General features: G+C 64.5%; 19 protein-coding genes and 1 tRNA gene. 12 read left to right on the top strand and 8 right to left on the bottom strand.

Annotation, left to right across the window (positions count from 1 at the left end; genetic code table 11):
• Positions 1–47 precede the first annotated feature (47 nt).
• The 3 genes from HS104_24910 to HS104_24900 are packed head-to-tail and all read right to left on the bottom strand — an operon-like array spanning position 48 to position 4132.
• Positions 48–3074, bottom strand: coding sequence for a hypothetical protein (locus HS104_24910; GenBank protein MBE7483201.1), 3027 nt, complete (start codon positions 3072–3074; stop codon positions 48–50).
• 24 nt (positions 3075–3098) lie between these two features.
• Positions 3099–3836 (bottom strand): hypothetical protein, encoded by a 738-nt coding sequence (locus tag HS104_24905; GenBank protein ID MBE7483200.1) that lies wholly within the window; start codon positions 3834–3836, stop codon positions 3099–3101.
• Positions 3833–4132, bottom strand: a complete 300-nt coding sequence (locus tag HS104_24900) for a type II toxin-antitoxin system RelE/ParE family toxin (GenBank protein MBE7483199.1) — start codon at positions 4130–4132, stop codon at positions 3833–3835. The genes HS104_24905 and HS104_24900 overlap by 4 nt, the downstream gene beginning before the upstream one ends.
• A gap of 40 nt (positions 4133–4172) precedes the next feature.
• Between HS104_24900 and HS104_24895 the strand changes: the two genes are divergently transcribed.
• From HS104_24895 to HS104_24870, 6 genes are all read left to right on the top strand, one after another.
• Positions 4173–4616 (top strand): hypothetical protein, encoded by a 444-nt coding sequence (locus HS104_24895; protein ID MBE7483198.1) that lies wholly within the window; start codon positions 4173–4175, stop codon positions 4614–4616.
• A 1105-nt stretch (positions 4617–5721) separates the two neighbouring features.
• Positions 5722–6315, top strand: a complete 594-nt coding sequence (locus HS104_24890; protein MBE7483197.1) for a hypothetical protein — start codon at positions 5722–5724, stop codon at positions 6313–6315.
• A gap of 270 nt (positions 6316–6585) precedes the next feature.
• A complete protein-coding gene (locus HS104_24885) occupies positions 6586–7506 on the top strand; it encodes a hypothetical protein (GenBank protein ID MBE7483196.1) in 921 nt (306 codons plus the stop codon).
• A gap of 497 nt (positions 7507–8003) precedes the next feature.
• Entirely contained in the window at positions 8004–8318 is a 315-nt protein-coding gene (locus HS104_24880; protein ID MBE7483195.1) for an IS66 family insertion sequence element accessory protein TnpB, read from the top strand.
• A gap of 239 nt (positions 8319–8557) precedes the next feature.
• A complete protein-coding gene (locus HS104_24875) occupies positions 8558–9073 on the top strand; it encodes a hypothetical protein (GenBank protein MBE7483194.1) in 516 nt (171 codons plus the stop codon).
• Positions 9073–10305 carry a tyrosine-type recombinase/integrase gene (locus HS104_24870; GenBank protein MBE7483193.1) on the top strand — a complete coding sequence of 411 codons (1233 nt, stop codon included), beginning with the start codon at positions 9073–9075 and terminating at the stop codon, positions 10303–10305. The genes HS104_24875 and HS104_24870 overlap by 1 nt, the downstream gene beginning before the upstream one ends.
• On the opposite strand, the gene HS104_24865 is transcribed toward HS104_24870, so the two are convergent.
• From HS104_24865 to HS104_24855, 3 genes are all read right to left on the bottom strand, one after another.
• Entirely contained in the window at positions 10306–11034 is a 729-nt protein-coding gene (locus tag HS104_24865; protein ID MBE7483192.1) for a DUF4145 domain-containing protein, read from the bottom strand.
• 28 nt (positions 11035–11062) lie between these two features.
• Positions 11063–11135 (bottom strand) — tRNA-Arg (locus HS104_24860).
• Between the two features lie 59 nt (positions 11136–11194).
• Entirely contained in the window at positions 11195–11899 is a 705-nt protein-coding gene (locus HS104_24855) for a site-specific integrase (GenBank protein ID MBE7483191.1), read from the bottom strand.
• On the opposite strand from HS104_24855, the gene HS104_24850 reads away from it, so the two are divergent.
• The 4 genes from HS104_24850 to HS104_24835 all read left to right on the top strand — a co-directional run bounded on the left by HS104_24850 (position 11898) and on the right by HS104_24835 (position 15049).
• The gene (locus HS104_24850) at positions 11898–12233 is read left to right on the top strand and encodes a hypothetical protein (protein ID MBE7483190.1); all 336 of its coding nucleotides are present in this window, start codon (positions 11898–11900) and stop codon (positions 12231–12233) included. The two genes, HS104_24855 and HS104_24850, sit on opposite strands and share 2 nt — an antisense overlap.
• Entirely contained in the window at positions 12230–12586 is a 357-nt protein-coding gene (tnpB, locus tag HS104_24845; GenBank protein MBE7483189.1) for an IS66 family insertion sequence element accessory protein TnpB, read from the top strand. The genes HS104_24850 and tnpB overlap by 4 nt, the downstream gene beginning before the upstream one ends.
• 96 nt (positions 12587–12682) lie before the next feature.
• On the top strand, positions 12683–14509 hold the full coding sequence (locus tag HS104_24840) for an IS66 family transposase (protein ID MBE7483188.1): 1827 nt from the start codon (positions 12683–12685) through the stop codon (positions 14507–14509).
• A 102-nt stretch (positions 14510–14611) separates the two neighbouring features.
• Positions 14612–15049 carry a hypothetical protein gene (locus tag HS104_24835; GenBank protein MBE7483187.1) on the top strand — a complete coding sequence of 146 codons (438 nt, stop codon included), beginning with the start codon at positions 14612–14614 and terminating at the stop codon, positions 15047–15049.
• 856 nt (positions 15050–15905) lie between these two features.
• Here the strand turns inward: HS104_24835 and HS104_24830 are convergent.
• The gene (locus tag HS104_24830) at positions 15906–16748 is read right to left on the bottom strand and encodes a hypothetical protein (protein MBE7483186.1); all 843 of its coding nucleotides are present in this window, start codon (positions 16746–16748) and stop codon (positions 15906–15908) included.
• A 169-nt stretch (positions 16749–16917) separates the two neighbouring features.
• On the opposite strand from HS104_24830, the gene HS104_24825 reads away from it, so the two are divergent.
• Positions 16918–18069, top strand: coding sequence for a hypothetical protein (locus tag HS104_24825; protein ID MBE7483185.1), 1152 nt, complete (start codon positions 16918–16920; stop codon positions 18067–18069).
• A gap of 4 nt (positions 18070–18073) precedes the next feature.
• The gene (locus HS104_24820; GenBank protein ID MBE7483184.1) at positions 18074–18631 is read left to right on the top strand and encodes a hypothetical protein; all 558 of its coding nucleotides are present in this window, start codon (positions 18074–18076) and stop codon (positions 18629–18631) included.
• Between the two features lies 1 nt (position 18632).
• Here HS104_24820 and HS104_24815 read toward each other — a convergent pair whose 3' ends face one another.
• Positions 18633–20636, bottom strand: a complete 2004-nt coding sequence (locus HS104_24815) for an OPT/YSL family transporter (protein ID MBE7483183.1) — start codon at positions 20634–20636, stop codon at positions 18633–18635.
• Positions 20637–20728: the final 92 nt, after the last annotated feature.

The following is a 20728-nucleotide window of genomic DNA, read 5'->3' as shown; positions in this document are numbered from 1 at the left end:
CCACAGGCTCCGCGCAGAGACCGCAACTTCGGCCAAGCTCATCGCTGTCAGAGACCGAGGAACTGTTGGCTGGGCTGGGACTTCGAGGCCTGCTTGGCGCTCGTGATAGGGACTGTAGGCGCGGCGGGCATGAAGAATGTGACTTCCGCGCTGTTTATCGCTCGCAGGAGGGCGAGAATGTCGGCAGCGTTGGCAGAGGTCCATCCGCAGGCGAGTTGGCTGACCAGCAGAGACTCTGCGGCTGCAATGGCATCAGAGACAGAGATGTTTCGCGTGTAGACAAACGCATTCGCTAGGTTCTCGCCGCCCGCAGCTCTCGCAACGACGTTGAGCTTGGCCGCCAGCAACTCGGAGTACACCTCAGCCATGATGCGTGCGGCGCCTGTCGCATCACCGTGGGACAGGTGCGCCTGGAGTGCGGGTGCCCCGACGACGAGCATGTGAGCTTTCGCCCCTTTCTGCCCAGGGGGCACGTGGCACACTGCGACGTGTGAGCTGTTGGCTCCACCAAACTCGGGGGCCATGCGGGCGAGAATGGCCAACGCCTCGGCCGCTGAACTTACTGTCCTCCCGGCGATCGTGATCGGCAAGAATCCACTCGGGTCAGCAGCGAACCAAGTCTCGACAGGGACAGCGCCACTTGGGCTCAACCTGCGGGTTGGCTGACCGAAAACTTCGTACGTGACCGGAGAACCTACCGGCGCCCAAATGCGGACGTTGTTTTGAACTCGCACGTTTTGCCAACGCCACTCCCACGCGCCCGGAGTGCCCTGCACGGAGACCGTCAACCGCTCTTCGTCGGTGACATTCACGCTATCGTTGTTCCCCGAGGGGTTCGTATTGGCGAGCACAACCGCCCCAGAGGGGTTCAGCACGTCGTATCGGATGTCCGCGCTGGCACCGGTCGCCACGCCATTTGCCTTCACATCGAGTGGTCCGCGCTGGCCAACAACCGCCGGGTCGTCGTCCACCAAGATGTCTGCGTCCGCATCTCGAAGCATCATCGAGACCGAGGCGGTACCCACATCCACGAAAAACCGAAAGACGCCGTCATACTTCGTGTCCGGCATCGCAGTGTCGGCGAGCGGACCCACAGCGAATGGCCCCGAAAGGTCACGGGCGATGAACGCAAAGTCATTGGCGATCGTGCTGACCTGACCAGCAGCTCGCACCTTGAAGCTGTTCGTCAGCCCGGCGGTGACGGGAACGACCGCCTGACCGCAGTTCCCCTGGGTCAGGTACACGTCGAGAATGTAGAAGTGCGCCCCGCTTCCGCTGGCTGTCCCGAAGGTCGGCCCGCCGTAAACGGTCCCCCAAGCGGCATCTGGAAGCGCAGAATCCTCCACGACTTTCGCCGGCACGGGCGTTTCGGGGTTCGCCTTATCCTTCGAGCTGTAAAGCTCGTAGCACGTACGAGTGCCGCTGTTGCTGCCTGTGTCGTAGAGACTTCCCAGAGCTTGGTCGCCATCGAAGACCTGAACTGCGAAGGTGTTTTGGCCCGGCGGCACACCGATGAGGAACCGGGTGCGCTGGTTCTGAACCGTGGCGAACGGTTGCCCCGTCACGGTCACGAAGCGCCCATCATCTCCGTCCGCAGTTGGGAATCCCGAGAGCGGGACGCCTTTGGTGGGTCCGTTGGCCCCGCCGAAGTACAGGTCTCTGGTCCCGTCTTCGCGGATCAGCTCTAGATCAACGAAACCGTCCTTGTCGGCGTCCCCTGTTGAGTATTCGACGTACGTTCCAACGAGCAGGGGAAAGAGCCATGGCGTCAACGTTGCATCGAAGAATATTGCTTGCCCGCCAGCAACCACGACGAAGTCCTGGACGCCGTCATTGTCGAAGTCGCCCAGTGGAACGAAAGAGAACTTGTCGGCCTGCTGCTGCGAGACGGGCAGCGTGGTGTCATACGACCCGAGGAACGCAGCATCGAGATAGATGTTGATCCACAAGGTGCCTTGGTTCTCGTAGAACGCCAAGAAGTCGTCGACAGCCCCGTCCAAGTCGTAGTCGTACGCGACTGGCAGCCACTTGCGCGGGATCTGCTTCAGGTCTAGCGCGATCCCATGGTGGTTCAAGAGCGGGCACGTAGGTGCGCCCTGTCCGGTCGGGAAACAGTCACGCTCACAGCCGGTCGGGTCGAGAACGATATTCGGCCCGGCAATGACCATTCCGGAGACCGTACCGGATGGCGTCAGGACCGGAGCGCCGCTAGAGCCCGGTAGAAGGTCCGCCTCCACGGTGAACGTTCCCGGACCGCCATTAGTGTTGAACTGTTGTCCAATGGCGGCAATGCTGACTTGATTGTCCAATTTGAGGGGAAGCCCAGAATTGTGGGTCCAAATGAGGTTGTTCTGGGAGATCGCTGGGGGCGCGGCAGCCGGAAAGAGGGGCTCGCGATCCGTCGTCAGCGGGCCGCCCGTGCCCGTTCCTCCGCTGACCGGACGGTCCACCCGGAACACCACCCAATCATCCGGCAACCCGCTGGTCGCCGGCAGCGCACTCGGACCGTGAGCGAGGATCGCATCGCAGAAGTAGATGTGCCGCGAAAGGATGTTCTGGTTGCCCATCGGGAAATTCGGGCTGCTCGTCCGCCAACGCATCACGACGGAGCGCTGGGCGCACTCCTGATCCCATCCGTTCCACGGAGCAACTAGGTCGGTCATGCAGTGAGCGGCAGTCGCGAATCGGTCGGGTCCAATCATGAATGTCGTGCAGGCCGCGTTCGGCAACTTTCGCTCGGAGGCGAAAAGCTCACCTGCACAGAACCCGGAGGGCGTGGTGGACATGATCCAGGTGCAGTCAGTCGCAGTCGGCGGCACCGGGCAACTGAAGGAGGTTGAATCTAGGGCCGACTTGTTTGCCATCAGCCCGACCGCCGTGCCGTACTCCTGATGAGCTGGGCTCGATACGTTTTCAAAGTTCTTCAGGTTGGCGTTACCCCAGATGACCTCGGCACCCTGGGATGCGAGGTTCGCTGATCCCGAAACGTCAGGGCTACACCCGGCGAAGGCGGCACCGGTCACGCCGACGGTTGAAACACCAAGCACGCGCAATGCACTAGCGAATCCGCCCATACGCCACCTCCCGCACGTTCGATTCTATCCGGGAGCGTGCGACTGTCCACCACTTGGCGGCCAGCGTGGTCTTTGACGTGTAGGTCGCATGAGACGGCAGGTGTAGGCGAGTTGACGCTCGTCAACTGCCACCTGGACGCCATGGCTGAACCCTTGCCGAACATGCTGGGAGCGAGACGGGATTGCCTTTGCGTGTAGTGCTCCTGGCACCTCCTCTTCGTCCTCGCCCTCACGAACCTTCAGGCCGAGGATCGGCCCGATTCCTCGCTTGTGCCAGGCGTCGAAGCTTGTGCGGCTCAGCGCCACTCCAGAGCGAGGGTGACGGCAGAGCACCCTGGCCTTGATTGCGCGGCGAACGAGAAACTCAATCGCCTCTCGTGGAGCGGCGAAATTGTAGGTGATCCAGATGAGATCGGCTTGCGAAGGCGACTGCCGAAAAAGTCGTTCGATCAGCGACCACGCACCATTGCGCTGGATGATCCCGTGGGCGGCGTTGGGAGCCGGGTGACGATTGTCGTTTTCGCTGTCGTCCTCGGCATTGCTGGAAACGTTGCTGTTCGCGTCGTGCTGAGCCTTGTAGCCAAAGTGCCCGTTTAGCTCGTTCAAGATCGCCTCGTAGGATTTTCTGCGCGGAAGGGCCAGCCTCTCTTCGAGGAAGTCATTCCATTCATCGCGTTCCCACGGTCCGGTAGGGCGAACCAGCCGGCTCAGGTCGTTGCCAAGCTCGCGACAGATCCCGTCCATGTTGAACTTGGGCTTCACAGCCTCGGCCCTCGTTCACGAGGAGCACCCCAGACCGCGAGGACGTGAACGACGCCCTTCGCCTCGTCCACTCGGAAGTAGATGTGGTTCAACGTACGGGGCATCAAGATCCGTCGAAGGTCAGGACGTTTCGAAGTCGGCCATCGGACACCCGCTGCGGTCGTGGTCCGGATGTGCTCGAAGAGTTCCTCTAGCTCGTCCGTGAAGAGACTTGGTGCCGCTGGCCGGTTCTCGACCCACCACTCTTCGATCCGGTCGGCCTGTCGCTGAGCCCGCTTACCGACTCGCAGCTTCACGTTTGGCTCGTAGCTGGGCGATGAACTCGAAGCCGTCCATGTGGTCGCCTCGCTCGAAATCTTCGACCCCGTCCTCGATGGCCTGGAGCAACCGAGCCTTCTCCTCTGGGGCGAACTCTTCGTCGTCCAGGACAACAAGCTCGACCTCTCTGCCTTCCGGCAGATCAGTCGGTTCGTCGAGAACGAGACGGCCGTTCTTCACGTGGGCCTTCAGGGCGTGCATCGGGTTCAAGATTACTCCTTCCTGGTCGAGTCGTCGAAGATCACGGACATCACAGCCGTGTTCGGCTTCTTCAGCGTTGGGGTCGCTTCATCGGGATCGCTCAGCGGGATTCGTCACGCTGGCCTCCAACCTCGGTCCGACCTGGCAGAACGAAACCGCTGCCACATCATCCTCGTCGATCACGATCGCCGATGGCCCTCTTGGAACCCTGTCCACGGTCGAATCTGGGAGTGTCACATTCTCCTCGATCGCGAGGGATGATGTTGTCGTGTGGGCCACCCAAACCGCTGCCGGGAAAGGTGTCCTGCGTGCGTTTCGCCCAGCGGCAAAGACGGTATGGACGCTTGTCGATCAGGAGGGGCTCAACCCTGTGCGCGTTTCCGCATCTGCCACCGACTTGTACTGGGTGGCCGTCGGCGGCCCGGATTGGAGCACTGGCACATACGCGAAGGCGTCACTTTGGTATGCAGCGCTATCGGCCGACACAACGGACGTCAACCCCGCATTTGTCGCAGACCTGCCCGCGACTACGGGACTCGCGGACCTTCACGTCGGCGGCGGATTCGCCTCAACTATTGGCTGTGGCCAGGACGCTGACGTAGGCGCCGTCACCTGTTCTCTTCTGGTTGTTTCGCTCTCTGCCGCCAAAGTCTGGAGAATCCAGAATCGCCCGGGCAAGTCGTTCCAGCGCGTCTTGAACGTGACGAGCAGCGAGATCCTCCTCGGAGAGGCGGACCATATCGCTGACCCCTCGGCTGCGCAGCGCATTGACTCTCTCGTGAGGCTCTCGACGGTCGATCTGGGGAAGCTTGCTAAGGGGTGGCCACGGTGAGGGGCTTCACGCGCTGGCAGCTCTCGTGCGTGGCACTCGTCTCCTGCCTATCGTGCGGGTCTGATGACGAATCGTGTGTCGGCTCGGCTGCTGCCTCGATCATTGTTGAAGTCCACGAGATGTCGTCGAAGGCGACAGTCTGCGAAGCAAGTATCCACGCAACGGCGCCAGGATACGACCAGACCGTCGTGTGTGGGGTAGACGGCGGTGTGCCTTTCACGTGGTGCGGTACGGGCTGCCAGTTTTCGATCTTTGGTCCGACGAACGTTACCTACTTGTTGGAGGTCACTGCGGCCGGATTCGCACCGGCCAGTTCGAGTGTATTCGTCCCAGGAGATGAGTGCGATCAGCCCAAAACGCAGTCGGTTGTGATTCAGGTTCAACACCTATAGGGGCAGCGACCTCAGTCCCGAACCTAGCAACACCGGGACCGCCCGCCCTGTCCTGGATGCTCGAAGTGCTAAGACCACCGCCCCCGGAAGCGTGTATGCTCCCCCGGTTCGGGCGGGGGCCTACCCCAAGATGGAGATGAACATGGCCACGAAGAAAGCCTCGAAGAAGAAGTCCTCTACCTCCAAGCCCAAAGGCTCCGGTCCGAGCAAGAGCGACTTCATCAGGGAGAAGCTCAAGGCCGGCATGAGCGCCGTCGATATCGTCAAGGCCGGGGCTGAGGCGAAGATGACCATCGCGCCCTCGTTCATCTACAAGCTGAAGTCGAAGCTTTCCGGGGGTGGCGGGAAGAAGACCCCGAAGGCCAAGGCCAGCTCCAAGAAGAAGGGCGGCAAGGGTTCGGCATCAGCCTTCGTTCGGAAGTACCCAACGAAGACCGCGAACGAGATCGCAGCCCTGGCGAAGAAGGCCGGCATCAAGATGAGCGTCGGCCTCGTCTACACCACTCGTGCGTACGACAAGAAGAAGGGCGGCACATCGAAGACCAAGGGCAAGCCCGGACCGAAGCGCAAGACGCCCGTGTTCCAGGTCTTCCCCGGTGGTGGCGGTGGTGGCAGCGAGTCCGAGCTGAAGAAGGCGGCGTTGGCCGTTGGGTTCCCTCGTGCGCTCAAGGTCGTTGAGGACTTGGGGAAGAAGTTCGAGTCGGTCCAGCGGCAGTACCAGGCGTTGCTGGGGTGACCTTGCTCTTTCGATGAGAGCATTCGCGGGGAGCGCCCATCCCGCGAGCCTCTTTGTGGGAACGACCGCCGCACGGCCGCTCGATGCCTCTTGTCACTGGAAAGCAAGGCGAAAGCCAGTTGGTGCTGGTCGGCAAAGGAAAGCCCACCCAGGGCGATGAACGTCCTTTCCCTGTTTGCTCGTGATGATTTCTCCGTCAAACGAGCCCGCCAGCACCACGCACGGAATTCCCCACCCTCGGCTGACGTTCAGGCATTCGGAGGTGCTTTCGTGGGTTCTACCGTCTTGTCTTTTCTTCAAGTCGCCGGGGAGCCGAGGCCGTCCAGTGAGCCCGAGCCGTGCTTCGAAGTCGAAGTTCGGTATGAACTGACCGGAGGTGCTGACGTTGCGGCGTTCGTCTTCTGCAACCCGAGGGCTGACGTTCACCTTGGAAGCCACCTTCTCGAAAGGGTCCGAGTTGAGGTTGTCCGCGTGGGGCACTCGCACGCGGCGCGGGAAGGATCTGGATCGCTCTTGACACCGACGTTTGGCGATTCGCACGTGCCGATCACGTTCCGTGTGCCGCTTCCCCTCTCGCTCATCGAAAGCATTCAGCAAGAGCGGGTCAAGCGCGGAGGGGACAAGGAAGTGCTCTTCGACATCAACCCAAACCTGGGGATGACACCCATCCTCCCCGTTTCCAGCGGTGCTGAAGTCGCCCACGTCGCCGGTGTCACCCAGGTCATTCACGACCGACAGCTCCAGCGGGAACCGGTCAGATTCTCGCGTGACGAGTGGCTCACTTTGATAGAGCAGGTGGGCTACACGAGCGTTCTGGTCGTCGAACTACCCGTCGCGAACGCGACTCATGCGAACGTCCGGGCAGCGCTGGAGCACCTGAAAACCGCTAGGTCGTCGTTTGCTCACGGCAATCTGGACGACGTTGGAGTGAAGGCATTCAAAGCATTCGAAGCGCTCGTTCCCAACGCCGGCAGGCAGCAAGTCTTCGACGCCATCAAGGACGACTACTTCGCGAACGCGAACGGTGAAGTAGCTGAAGCCGCCAAGGAAATGCTCGTGAAGCTCTCGAAGCTGTATCACATTGGAGGCCGCCATCACGCTGGGGGCATCCCCGTGGCTCGACACCATGCAAGGTTTCTTCTCGGGGCCGCCGAAATGGTTGTGGCATGGTGCGCTGAGCTGTCGACATAGCTGACCTTGGTCGTCCGGCCACGGCTCGGCCTATCGGAATGCTCCTGATGCTCCGCACGCCTTGACCGACGGGGTGGTTCCCGCTACACGCAGCCGAGAGAGCGGGAGAACTCCCGGGTCAAGGATCTGCCTGACTTCGCGTTGCTGGGCATGACCGGCCCCTTCGAGAGTGGCCATCTCCGAGCTGCAATCGAGGCGACGTTCTCCTTTCGAGGAACGCATCCGCTTCCCGATGCTCTGCCCGCTCCCCCTGAAGGATGGAAGCCCGTGTACGAATGGATGGCTCGGGAAGATGATCTTCCCTGGCCCACGCTGGACGCGGTCTACGAGGTGGCTCGGAGCTTCCTTGATCCGGTTCTCGGAGGAACGGGTGGAACTTGGGATCTGGACTCATGGCGCTGGGTGTAGTCCATGAAGGACGCAATTGCGCCAGCCGTTGAGCTGTGCCAGACGGAACCGCGCCACCGGATCGTTGCGGTTCGGCTCGTGAGGTGACCTTGCTCGACCTTTTCATCCCTCGGCAGATCAACAAGGTGCTCATCTACCCGAAGCCGATCAGCATGCGCTGGGGGACGACGAGGCTCCGCTCGTTTTGCGCCGACACGCTTGGCGTGGAGCCTCAACCCGACATGGCGTTCCTGTTCACCAACAAGAAGCAGGACACCCTCCTGCTCTACCTCGTGAGCGAGGACGGGGATCAGACCCTCATGAAGAAGCTCGACCGAGGAGCCTTCATGGTGCCTACCGCCCAGCCGGACGGGCCGCCCTTCGTCTCCGTGCGCCGCTCGGCGCTCTCCAAGCTGTTCCGGTAAGCTTGCTGCTGTCGGCGTTTCGAACGTGCTTGCCCAGATCGGTCCGGGCACACCACCCGAGCAGGCGTCGGTCGTTGACCCATCTGCATCCGGGCTCGCATCTGGGATCGGCCAAGCCGAAACGCTTCACCCTGCAAGGTTACCTTCGGCCGAGCAGAGCTGGCAGAACCAGTCATCGGCGAATCATCTGCAACCGGCGGCAGGGGTTGATCGCCAAACGGCCGGCGCGTACTCCGGTCATGAGTACCGTTGGCCAAAGCGCCCCGACAGAGGCAAACCCCCGGAAACCGCTTCGATTCCGGGTCAAGATCCCAAAGATCGACCCCGAGAATCCGGAAGCGCCACCCCACGCGGTCGTGGACTACGAGTCCGTGGACGACGCCATCGAGTACGGGGAGCGTGTCCGGGGTCTCGACCGTGAACGTCACCAGGCGGAGATCATCGGGCTGCTCGGGCGGCTGGTCAGCGCGGGGGCGTCGTCATCTGAACGAGCGCCGCCACCGCCCGTGCCTCCAGCGCCAGTTCCACCCGCACCGAAGCTGGTTGAGCGGCGGAAGATCAAACAGAAGGAGTTCGCGGTCCGGCATGCCGTGAGCCTCTCCATGGTCCGGAAGTGGTGCATGCACGGCCTGCCCACAAATGGGGTGAAAGGTCGAGGCGTGCGGATCCTTCTCCCCGAAGGCGACGCATGGGTGGAGAGCGGCGGACCCGATCTGGTCCGGTTGCGAGAGCGTGGCAGGAAGGAGTCGCCCTGATGCTCAGGCGGCCCGAGAACTTCGGCATTCCGTACCAGCGTGCTGACGGGCGATGGGTGGTCCCGTACCGGGTTGCCCCGAACCAGTGGAAGCCGATCACCATTCCGAAGAAGGAGCCGGTGGTTGGCAAGCGGCAGGCGCTTGAGTGGGCGGCGGCGAAGATCCTGAACGGCCGGATCAGCGGAAGCATCCCGAAGCCCCGGACCACGAACGATGGGCCAAGTGTGCGGGAGTTGTTCGAGCGCTGGATGAAGCTTCGGGAACCGGATGAGGAGCTGTCGGCCGCGACCATCTCGAACAACAAGTCCCACTTCAAAATCCACGTTCTCCCCGAGTTGGGCGACATCGCTGTGAAGAGCTTCGGCACCATCGATGGGCAGAAGAAGATCGCCGAGTTCATCAGGAAGCTGAAGGGCAAGGCCGGCCGGCAGACGGTGAACAACGTGGCCGCCACGCTCAGGACGTTCCTGGACTTCACGACGAGCCCGGAGGGAGACGCGATCCTCTCGGAAAACCCACTTAGGAAAGACTGGGTCCGGAACCTCCTGCCCCAGCGGCACAAGCAAGACGGCCGGTTCGCTACCCTGGACGATGCCCCGCTCAACGTGGCCGATGTCCAGAAGCTACTCGACGGGAAAGGTGTCCCACTCGGTCGAGCAGCCCGGTACACGCTGGCCTTCACCAGCTTGCTCAGGGACGGAGAGATCGCCGGACTGCGGGTCCGAGAAGCGCATCTCGACGCACCGATCCCCTTCGTCGAGATCAACAAGGCATGCTCGCTCCGGCATCGAGACGGGTTTGCCAAGCTCGGCCCTACGAAGACGCCATGGTCGATCCGACGGCTTCCGCTTCACGCGGCTGCCGTTGCTGCTCTCCGAGCATGGCTTGATCTCGGATGGGAAGATCTGGTCGGGCAACTTTCCAAGCCGGACGATCCGCTCTTCCCCCGTGACGATGGTGGTTTCGCTCGACCCCCAAGCGCTGCCTTCTTCCGGGCTGATCTTGTCTCGGTTGGCCTTTCGGACAAGCGGGCCGGAACCAACCTGTGCTTCCACGACGCCAGGGGATGTGGGGCGACCTGGCTGGTGAACGCCAACGTCGAAAGTGCTCTTGTCCGGCGGTTCCTTGGGCACGCTCCGGTTGGCGCGGCCGAGCTGAGATATTTCAAGGGGGACTTGTTGGCGGCACTCGGCGAGGCGCAGAAGAAGATCGGGCTCGTCTGGAGGCGATAGCTACTTCTTCCGCCGCGCCCGTCGGTGGTTCAACTCGGCGGCAACAGCGGGGAGTTGGTAGACCGAGGCCAGGACAGCTTCCAGAGCGTCCAGAGCCTTGGGCAACTCGTCCTCATCGGGGGCGAGCATTTCGTGGACGGCGTCGTTGCCCATGAACCGGTGCGCCGTTAGTACCTGCTCCTGGGTAGTGGATACCGCGCCCGATGAAACAAGCGCGTCGATCCGCTGCTTCAAATCGCGTCCCGTACAACCTCGCTCAATGCACACAGCCTCGACCGTGGCCCGGATTCCAGCAGCGGTCAGAACCCTGGCGCCTGCGTTGAACACTCGAATTGTTTCTCCGTACATCCTGGCGACATCGGCCGGCAGGTACCGCTCAGCGTCTATGGGTGCGCGGATCTCCACGCGACTCGGAAATAGGGTTTCGTAGGTTTCCGGTAGACCCGTCTCGGGGTCGAGACTCTCGCTGCACCAGGACGCCTCGCGGAACGAAACCCGCTCACACCCGAGGCACCGGATCACCTGGTGGTCGCGGCTGGCGTGGATGTCGTGCTCCTCGGAGCCTTCGTCCGTCGCATGCCCAAACAGCACCTCATGGTTCGTGGGCTGTCGGCATGCGGGGCACGGAACTTTGAGCTTCTGATTCTGCGCAGTCGTCATGACCTTCGGTCCGCGTTCGATCCCGATCTTGTGCAGCTTCTTGTGCAGAATCTTGTGCAGCTTGCACAAGGTCAGGCGGATTCCTCAGCGATATCAGCGCCCCCGATACGATTCGAACGTACGACCCACGGTTTAGGAAACCGTTGCTCTATCCCCTGAGCTACGGGGGCAGGGATTGCTTCGCAAGCTACCGAAAGTTTGGACGAAGCACGGCGCGTCTTCTTCCACGTCACCTCGCGATGGTCAAGCGCCGTGCCTTTTCGGTGCCTTTTCGAAGTTCGGGGATGAGTCGATCGAGGGGCCGCAGCCACCCGAGATGAAGCTCCGCGGCGGAGCGAGCAGCGCGACGGTAGCGGTTGATCATGGCGCTCGACTTGTGGCCGGTGCGGTCGGCGACCCACGTCTCGGTCTTGCCGTCGGCCAGGGCCAGCGTGACGAACGTGCCTCGGAGATCGTGGGCGCGAAGATGCATGCGCTGCTCGGATTGGCTGAAGAGCGCCTCGCGCTGGACTCTGGCTCGTTTCAGCGCATCGCGAAGACGCTTGGCGAGCTTGTTCAGATCAAAACGGCAGCCATCGTGCACGAGGATGAATTCGTCCGGCTGCGCGTCCTCGTGAAAGAGCTTCTGCCAGAGCCGCAAAGCTCGTAGCACGCCGGGGTCGAGCACCCAGGAGCGAGGGTCATCGGTCTTGTTGACGTCCAACGCGATGGTGCCGCGGTCAAGATCGACCTCGCGCCAGGCAAGCTCGCGCAGCTCTGAAGCGCGGAGGCCCTCACGCCCAAGAATTCCAAACGCGAGCCGATCAAGGATCGATATGTCGGTGCACGCCGAGAGCTTGGCGTCCTCGTCAGGGTAGTCCGAATTACCACGCGTATCCGGAGCACGGACCCCGTTCTTCCGACAGGTCGCGCGAGTCGGCAGAGTGGGAGGCATGACAGAGACGGAATCGAAGTGGGCTGAGCGGATCAGGGAGTGGAAGAGCAGCGGCAAGGGGGCGGAGGAGTTCGCCTCGGGGCGAGCCTACAAGCCCTCGACGCTGAAGTGGTGGGCGACGGAGCTGCGGCGCCGGGCCGATGGTCGCCAGCGTGCGACCAAGCCGCGAGCGGCCAAGGCGATTCGCTTGGCTCGGGTCGTTCGGCGGACGCGAGCACCGGCCGCGGGCCAGGCGATGGTCGTGGAGGTCTCGGGCGCCCGAATCTCGGTCGCGCGGGGCTTCGACGCCGAGTTGCTCGCGGACGTGGTTCGGGCGCTCGGAGGTGCACGATGATCCCGCGCGGCGTGCAGGTCTTCGTGGCCCTCGAGCCGGTGGACATGCGCTGGTCGTTCGATCGGCTGGCCGGAGCAGCGCTGGAGCGCATCGGGTACGAGGCGCGCTGCGGTGCAATGTTCATCTACTTCGGCAAGCGGCGCGACGCGGTGAAGGTGCTGTTCTTCGACGGCTCCGGGATGTGCTTGTTCTACAAACGTTTGGACCGTGGAGTGTTTCGCCTTCCAGAGTCCTGCTCTCCGGATGCGCGGCACGTCGAGCTCGACGAGGCGCTGCTCGACGCGTTGCTCGACGGCGTGGACCTGGCAGAGACGCCGAAGCGGGCGCCGCGTTCGCGCATGCGCATCCACTGACTCGTCGCGAGCGACGCGTCGGGGTGCGCGTCGCTCGCATTTTCTTTGCGTTCGCACTCGACAGATCACTCCTACTTCGGTAGGAGCTGATTCTGCGTGAGCGCTGTTCAAGCAGAGTCGTCATCGACGCCGTCGAAGCGCGTGCAGGAGCTCGAGGCGCTGGTGAATCGCATGCGTCTCGAGCTCGCCGTCACGAGCGACCAGCTTGCCGCCACGAGCGAGCAACTCACCGGCGTCATCGCGGAGCGCGACAACCTGAAGCGCGCCTACCGCCAGCTCATGGAGCAGTTCGAGCTCTTGCGCCGACGAATCTTCATCGCCAAAGCCGAGCGCGTCGACTCGACCCAGCTCGAGATGGAGTTCGAGAAGACCAAACAGAAGCTCGACGAGCTCGCGGCGAAGCTCGGAAACGATACTGCTGCGGACGCAGGGACGCCGGCCACGGACACCGAGAATGCGCCATCGACAACTCCGGAGCCCGTCGGCTCGCGTCCGGCGGGCAAGCCGGCGGCCCAGCCGCGGCCCAAGCCCAAAGGCCGAAGAAACCTAGCCGAAGCCGATCTTCCCGAGCGGCGCATCGAGATCCGTGACCTCGAGCTCGAGGCCAGCGGCGCCGCTCCGATCGACTGGGAGTTGAGCTACAAGCTCGGCTACCAGCGCCCAGGGTCCGTGCGGGTCGTACTCGCGCGGGCCAAGTACAAGGTCGCGGTCCCGCAGCCCGTGCCCGCGCCTTCGCCCGAAGACACCACGGTCATCGAGCAGGACGGGCCTCGTTTCACCATCATCACGGCCCCGCTGCCTCCGCTGCTCGTGCGGCGGGGCCTGCTCGCGCCGACCATGCTCGCGCACATCATCGTCCAGAAGTTCCGCTTCGGCATGCCGTACTTCCGTCAAGAAGAGCAGCTCGCCGCGGACGGTATCGACCTCGATCGCGCCACCATGGCGCGCTCGATCGAGGAAGTCGGGGCTTGCCTCGGCGCCATCGTGCTCGCGTGCGCGGAAGATGCCCGCAAGAACGCGTTCTGTCTGTCCACCGACGCCACCGGAGTCGCGATCCGCCCGGAGCCACTTGCGGATGGGCGGCGGCAGTCCTGTAGGAAAGGTCACTTCTTCGTCGTCTTGGCCGACAAGAAGCACGTCTTCTTCGAGTACCAGCCCAAGCACACGAGCGCTGCCGTCTGCGACATGTTTCGCGGGTTCTCCGGCTACATTCAAGCGGACGCGCACGCCGTCTACGACGCGCTGTTCCGCGGAGACGCCGTCGAAGACCCGAATGATGCGCCCAGCGAGGTCGCTTGCTGGAGCCACGCGCGCAGGCGTTTCTGGGACGCTGCTGTCAGCGGCTTCGCCATCGGCCGGGAGGGCTTGCTCCGGATCCGTGCGCTCTACAAGCTCGACGAAAGCTGGAACACATTGCCGCCAGCGACGCGCCGGCAGAGACGCAAGACCGTCCTCGAGCCGCTCGTCGCCGAGTTCTTCGAGTGGGCACGCGCTCGAGCCGGGCCCGCGACCGAGGAGCGGGGCCTCGTCAACAAGGCCCTCGGCTACGTCCTGCGCCAGGAGCTCGCGCTGCGCCGCTTCCTCGAAGACGGCAGGCTGCGCATGGACAACAACCACAGCGAGGGCGCGCTCAGGATCGTCGCCACCGGCAGAAAGGCTTGGCTCTTCTTCGGCTCCGACGATCACGCCCACGCCGCCGCCAACCTCTATTCCTTGATCGCCAGCTGCAAGCTCCACGACCTCGATCCCGAGCGCTATCTGACCGAGATCATCCGCGTCATGCCGTACTGGCCTCGCGACCGCTACCTCGAGCTCGCTCCCGCCTACTGGGCGGCAACGCGGGCGCGCCTCGTCCCCGGCGAGCTCGACGCTGAGCTCGGCACGATCACCGTCCCGCCCGCACTGGCTGACGCGGCCGAGTAGGCGCCTCCGAACCGACTTCGCCTGCTGGGTCACGCCGCGAATATCGCGTCACGCGATCCGTTCCTCAAGAACGGGGTCCGTGCTCCGGATACTACCACGCCAATGCGCTGCGGGCTGCGCCTGCCTTTTTCAAGAATTGAGGTCGAGCCCGACCGCATGAATCTTGTGATGGCCGAAGCTTTCCCCTGTCCGAACGGCACAACACCGCCATGTCGCGTGACCAACGTGCCGGGGGCGGACCTAACGCAGGCAACCGCGGTGTTCTGGGGCGAGTTGCTCGATCTAGCTCAGTCGTTTGGCGTCGGTCTCGTTGCGCCCGGCTTCGCTGCGCCCTCCTGTTTCCCCGTGCGGGATGAATTCTGGGGCGGACCGAACCTGGAATCAGCGGAAGAAACCCACGACATCCTCCATCCGCGCGGCTCAGGCCCGATGGGCTTCGTCGGCGAGGGCAAACGTGGAAACAGCTGGCTCACAGCGGTAAACTCGCCAATCTGTGGATGGCAAAATGCTCCGTTGGCATCTGCGGCGGTCGCTCAGTAGGGCCGCTGTGGCATCTGTAGCCGTGGCCTGCGGGCAGGAGCCCTCGGAGCCGGTGTGCCCGAAGCATGTTCGCGTGTACGTCTATGACGGCGGGGGAGGCCCGAACATCGCCTTCGATCACGCGCGCATTTGTGCCGATGAATGCGTGGTTGTGGACCGGACGTGCAACGTTCTGGAGGGAGGGGTTGTTAGCTCTATTTGCTCCGACGGCATCCGTGTGACTCTTTCCGTCAAGAGCTTCTATACGGTTGTCACTCTGTCGGTAATGGACGATACGGGAGCCGTGGTTTACTCTGATCAGTACAACGGGGGAGCGCCGCCTCCCACGAGTGCGTCGTGTCCAGCTCTGGATGTCGCATTCGGCTTCAACTGGGCTAACGGCGGCGGAGGAGCTGTGGGCGATGCCTCTTTGTGAACCGCGCCGAGCCTGCCTTGCGATCCTCGTTCTGCTTGGTTGTCACACCATCGCCGGTTGCTCCGGGGAGACTGCGTGTTAGCGGGCACCTGAAAGCGCGGAATTCTGGGCGTCCCGCCCCGGCGACGTAGTTGGCCCTTCCGCGTGAGCCGCCGGACGATCCGCACCACCGCCACCAAAGAGAAGGGCCCGGAGTCACTAGCTCCGAGCCCCGGGTCGCCGCGAGTGGACGCGTTCGACAATCGGGTTGTCGCACGAGTCTCACGAGGTAGCCGAATTTCCGGTGGTCGCTCTCGCGAGTGGACGATCTTGGCAAGCCCAGTGCGTTCAGGACGATTGCCGGGCCGTGTTCTGCCTGTGCCGCGACTGTGATCGCGGGCACCTCTACTGCCCAGACGGATCCCCTGAGCTACGGGGGCTCGGGAAAGCCGACTCTTTAGCTCAGCTACAGGTCGAGGACCAGGACGAGCAGGTGTAGCCGCTCGGGAGCGAGATGCAGATCTTCTGGCCCGAGCAGGTGCAGCAACTGGCCGCGGACCCGCAGGTGACCGTGCCGCAGACTTGACCCGTGCCGCCGCCGCTGCCGCCGGAGCCGCTCGAGCCGCCGCTGCCGCCGCTGCCGCCGGAGCAGCTGCCGCAGCCGAAGGAGGTGACCTCGCTCACGCAGGTGCTGTCCCAGTCGGTGGAGCAGCAGTAGCTGTCCTGCGCGCACACGCACGCCTGGATGCTCGCGTTCGTGCAGCCCGGCGTCGAGTGCACCGTGCAGCAGGTGCCGGCGGATCCTGAAGAGCCGCCGCTGCCGCCGCCGCCGCTCGGGGGCACGCCGCCGCTACCACCGCTGCCGCCGCTGGCGCTCGAGCCGCCGCTCCCTCCGCTTCCGCCGCCGCCTGGTGGAACGCCGCCGCTGCCACCGAAGCCACCGGTTGCCCCGCTGCCGCCGCTGGCGCTCGTGCCACCACCGCCGCTCACGCCGCCGGTCGCGCTCGAGCCACCGAAGTTGCTGCCGCCGCTGCCGCTGGCGCCGCCGAAGCCGCTGGCGCCGCCGAAGCCGCCGAAGCCGCCGGAGCTGCTGCCGCCCGACGTGCTGCCGCCGGAGCTGCTGCCGCCGAAGCCGGCGCCGCCTTCGGGAGCGATGCAGTAGCCCTGCACGCAGGTGAGGCCGGGTCCGCAGAGACCGGCGTCGTCACAGGGCGCGGCGCCGCCGCTCGTGCCCGCCGAGGAGCAGCCGAGCGCCCAGAGCGCGAAGCAGGTGGAGAAGAACGGAAGGCGAAGGCGGAGGAGCATGAAGGAGCGACCTTTCGGGTTCTATGCGCGGAGGGACGGAACCTTCCCCCGACCGCGGCGATCGCGCAAACGCCCCAATTTCGCCGAGATGCGGGCGCTTGGGTTGAGCCCCTGGCCAGACCCGCTATGGTTCGATGGCATCTTGGAGGTTCGTTTGGGCCGTTGGTTGGTGGCAGGTTTTGGGGCGGCGGTCGCCTGGGTTCTCGGCGCGGGCTGCACCGTCGAGGCCGTGGATCTCGAGGGCAAGAAGTGCCCCTGCGCCGACGGCTACTATTGTGACTCGACGAGCGGAAAGTGCGTCGCCGGTGACAAGCCGAGCGGCGGCACCGGCGGTACGGACGGCGGCGGTACGGGCGGGACCGGCGGCAGCGGGGGCGTCGCGGGGAGCGGGGGCGCCGCAGGGAGCGGCGGCGTCGCGGGCGCGGGAGGCGCAGCGGGCGGTGGTGGCAGCGGGGCGACCGGCGGCACCGGCGGCACCGGCGGCACCGGCGGCACCGGCGGCACCGGCGGCACCGGCGGCACCGGCGGCACCGGGGGTTGCCTGAGCACGCAGAAGCTCTGCTCCGGAGCGTGCGTCTCGAAGTACAGCACCACCTATGGCTGCAGCTCGACGACCTCGTGCAGTCCTTGCCCGGCCCCGCCGAGCGGCACCAACTCGCAGGCGTCGTGCACTGGTACGGGGCCGGTCTGCGGGCTCAGCTGCACGTCCACCAACTTCGGCAACTGCGACGGTGAGTTCGGAAACGGCTGCGAGAAGGCGCTGAACACCAGCGATCCGGCTCACTGCGGCAAGTGCAGCCGCACGTGCTCGATGGCCAACGCCAGCTCGACCGCGTGCTCGGGGAGCAGCTGCGCCCCGACCTGCAACGCCGGCTGGGGCAACTGCAACGAGAGCAGCAAGCTCGTGCCCGACGACGGCTGCGAGTCGAACCTGAACACCGACTCGAGTGACTGCGGCGCTTGCGGGAACGTGTGCAGCTCGCAGGGCGGCCTGGTCTCGAAGTTCTCCTGCTTCAGCGGCGCCTGCGGGTGCAGCACGACGGCGCAGTGCGAGGCCTCGAACGGCCTCTCAGGCGTGAGCTGCAACACGACCTCGCACCTCTGCGTGTGCGCCGGCACGACGTGCAAGCTCGGCGAGGCTTGCATCAAGTCCGGTCCCGACGCCGTCTGTAGCTGCAACGGCGGCGCGGCCTGCTCGACGGGCTCCCTCTGCTGCCCGGGAGCGGGCTGCGTCAATCCGCTGACCAACCTGGACAACTGCGGCGGCTGTGGGCGGAAGTGCGGCGCGGGCAAGAGCTGCAGCAACGGCCAGTGCGTTTGAGGGCATGAAGGCCGCCGATCTGCTCCACGCGAGCTCGCGTGAGCTCCGCGAAGCGTTCGCGGCGGGACACCGCTTCGACGCGGCCGCGCTCGACGACACCGAATACAAGGGCGTGAGCCTGAACATGCCTCGCTTCGTGGAGAAGCTGACGTGGAAGAAATTCAAGAAGGTCTTCCATCGCGATCCGAAGACCGGCGTGCTCCGGGGCTGGAACGTCCGGCTCGAGCAGAACGAGCTCGACGGGCCGTGCCTGCCCAAGCTCCGGCGCGGCGACAGCATCAGCTTCGGCCACTTCCACGTCGTGGAGCCGGGGCAGCGCAAGATGCCCGTGCCGGGACGGCCGCCGGTCTTGCTCGACTACGGGGTCGGCGAAAACGGCTGGTTCGACGTCATCCGCTTCATGCGCGATCCGCTGGTCGCGCTGAACCATGGCGACGCGCGCCTCCTGCTCGGTTGCATGTACGTCGAGCTCGGGCCGCTCCGCTTCCCCACGCCCAGCTTCTTCACGCTGGAGTGGGACTCGGAGCTCGGCGAACCGGTGAAGCCGCCGGGTCGGCGCTGACTCAGAGCACGAAGTTCTCGATCAAGATCACGCCGATGCCCATCAGAGCGCCGCCGGCGATGAGCCCGGCGCAGGTGGGCTCCATGTTCTTCACGAACACCTGGTGCGCGGTGCTCTCTTCCTTCTTGAACAGGCGCTCCGCCAGCCAGAACAGGAACGAGCCGATGAACATGGCCAGGCAGGTGTTGAACGGGATCACGAAGGCCAGGCCGATGCCCACGCCGGAGATCCAGAAGCGACCCTTGCTCGCGAGCTTGCCGACCTCGAGGGCGATGCCGACGATGGCGCCGACGAGGGCCATCCAGCGCGCGCTGACCTCCAGGTTCGAGAGGCCCTTGGTCAGCACCTCCGCGACGGCCTTCCAGATGGTGGCGCCGGGCATGGGGTACTGATCGGTGACCAGGTTCGCCGGTCCGTTGCGCATGAACACCAGGTAGAAGACCGGCACCGAGACCAGCGCGCCGGCGATGATGCCGAGCACGTGGCCCACGGCCTGGTGGCGCGGCTTGCCGCCCAGCATGTAGCCCGGCTTGATGTCCATGAGCAGGTTCGAGGCGTTGCCGGCGACCTCGCCGGTGATGCCGGCGGTCATCAGGTTGGTGGTGATGTTGCCCGGGGCGATCACGCCGTAGGTGAGCTGGGTGAGCTTGCCCAGGGCGCCGCTCGGCGTGATCGAGGTCAGGCCCGTGGAGTTCACCGCGATCAGCGTGAACACGAAGATCAGCGGGATGGCGATGATGCCCATCCACACTGCCACGTCGAAGAAGTGGGCGGCCAACGCGACCACGATGCCGCCGACCACCGGAATGCCGATCACGAACACGTTCATGGGCAGCTCGATGTCCTTGAGGACGTCGCTCTGCTTCGTCGGGTCCTTCTTGCCGAACAGGCCCTTGAAGGCGCTGACCAGGATCTGCGGCTTCGAGAAGAAGGCGAACAGGCTGGCCGTGGTCATCATGGCGACGCCCCCCCACAGCGCCCACATGGTGATGGCGCGGAAGCCGTAGAGCGTGACGCCGTCCTTCAGCTTGCCGTGGATGTCGCCGTTGGCGATGGCCCAGGGGGCGAGCACCAGGTAGTTGACGCAGGCGCCGATCATGATGGAAACGCCGGTTCGGATGCCCATCAGGCCGCCGGCGGCCATCATCACGAAGTCGGTGTCCGGGCGCACCGTGAGCTGGCGCAGGTCCACGCCGCCGACCTTCAGCGTGGTCAGCTTGTACAGCCAGTCGTCCAGGTACTCCGGCACGTGCAGGAACGTCGCGCCGAGCTTCTTGGTGATGGGCTCGCTCTGCGCGACCTTGAGCAACGCGGCCAGGCCGCCGGTCACGACCAAGATCTTGGCCTTCAGCAAGCCGGCCTTGGCGTCGCCGGAGTGCAGCGCGTCCATCACCACGCCGGCGGCGCGACCCTCGGGGAAGGGTAGCTGCTCGTCGTTGATGAAGCGACGCTTGAGCGGAAAGGCGAACAGCACGCCCAGGACGGCGACCGCGGTGATCCAGATCATCGTGGTCATCATCGGGATGACCTTGCCGGTGACCATCATGTAGGCGGCCAGGCTCGAGATCATCGGCGCGGTCATGTAGCCCGCGCTCGTGGCGATGGACTGCATCGCGTTGTTCTCGAGCAGGGTGAACTCACGGCCGAGCTTGAAGCTCGACAGGATCTTGAACATCGCGAACGCCAGGATGACGCTGGTGATGCCGACGCCGAGGGTCCAGCCCGTCTTCGCGCCGACGTACAGGTTGGTCAGCGAGAGCAGGCCGCCCAGGAACATGCCGGTGAGGCCGGAGCGCAGCGTGAGCTGCGGCATGTCGCCCTTGAACACGTTCTTCAGCCACCAGCGGTCCTTCTGCTCGAGGGTCCAGGTGCGGATCTCCTCGTCGGTGAGCTGGGGAAGCCCGGCGTGTTTCTCGTCTACGTGGGTCTTCTCCGCGGCCGGTTCGGCGTTCGCGTCCACGTCCCCCGAGCCCGCCTCGGGCGAGCTGCCCTCGTCCTTCTCCATGGCGGCGCTCGATGCCACCGGCCCCCCGGGGCCGCAAGTATCCTGGGCCGAGCGCTGCTCGACCCGGCCAACACCGCGGTGAACGCGAACGA

This window comes from Polyangiaceae bacterium (assembly GCA_015075635.1).
Lineage (GTDB): Bacteria > Myxococcota_A > Polyangia > Polyangiales > Polyangiaceae > JADJKB01.
Note: the sequence above shows the minus strand (reverse complement) of the source record. Positions and strands in the feature narration are given on the sequence as shown.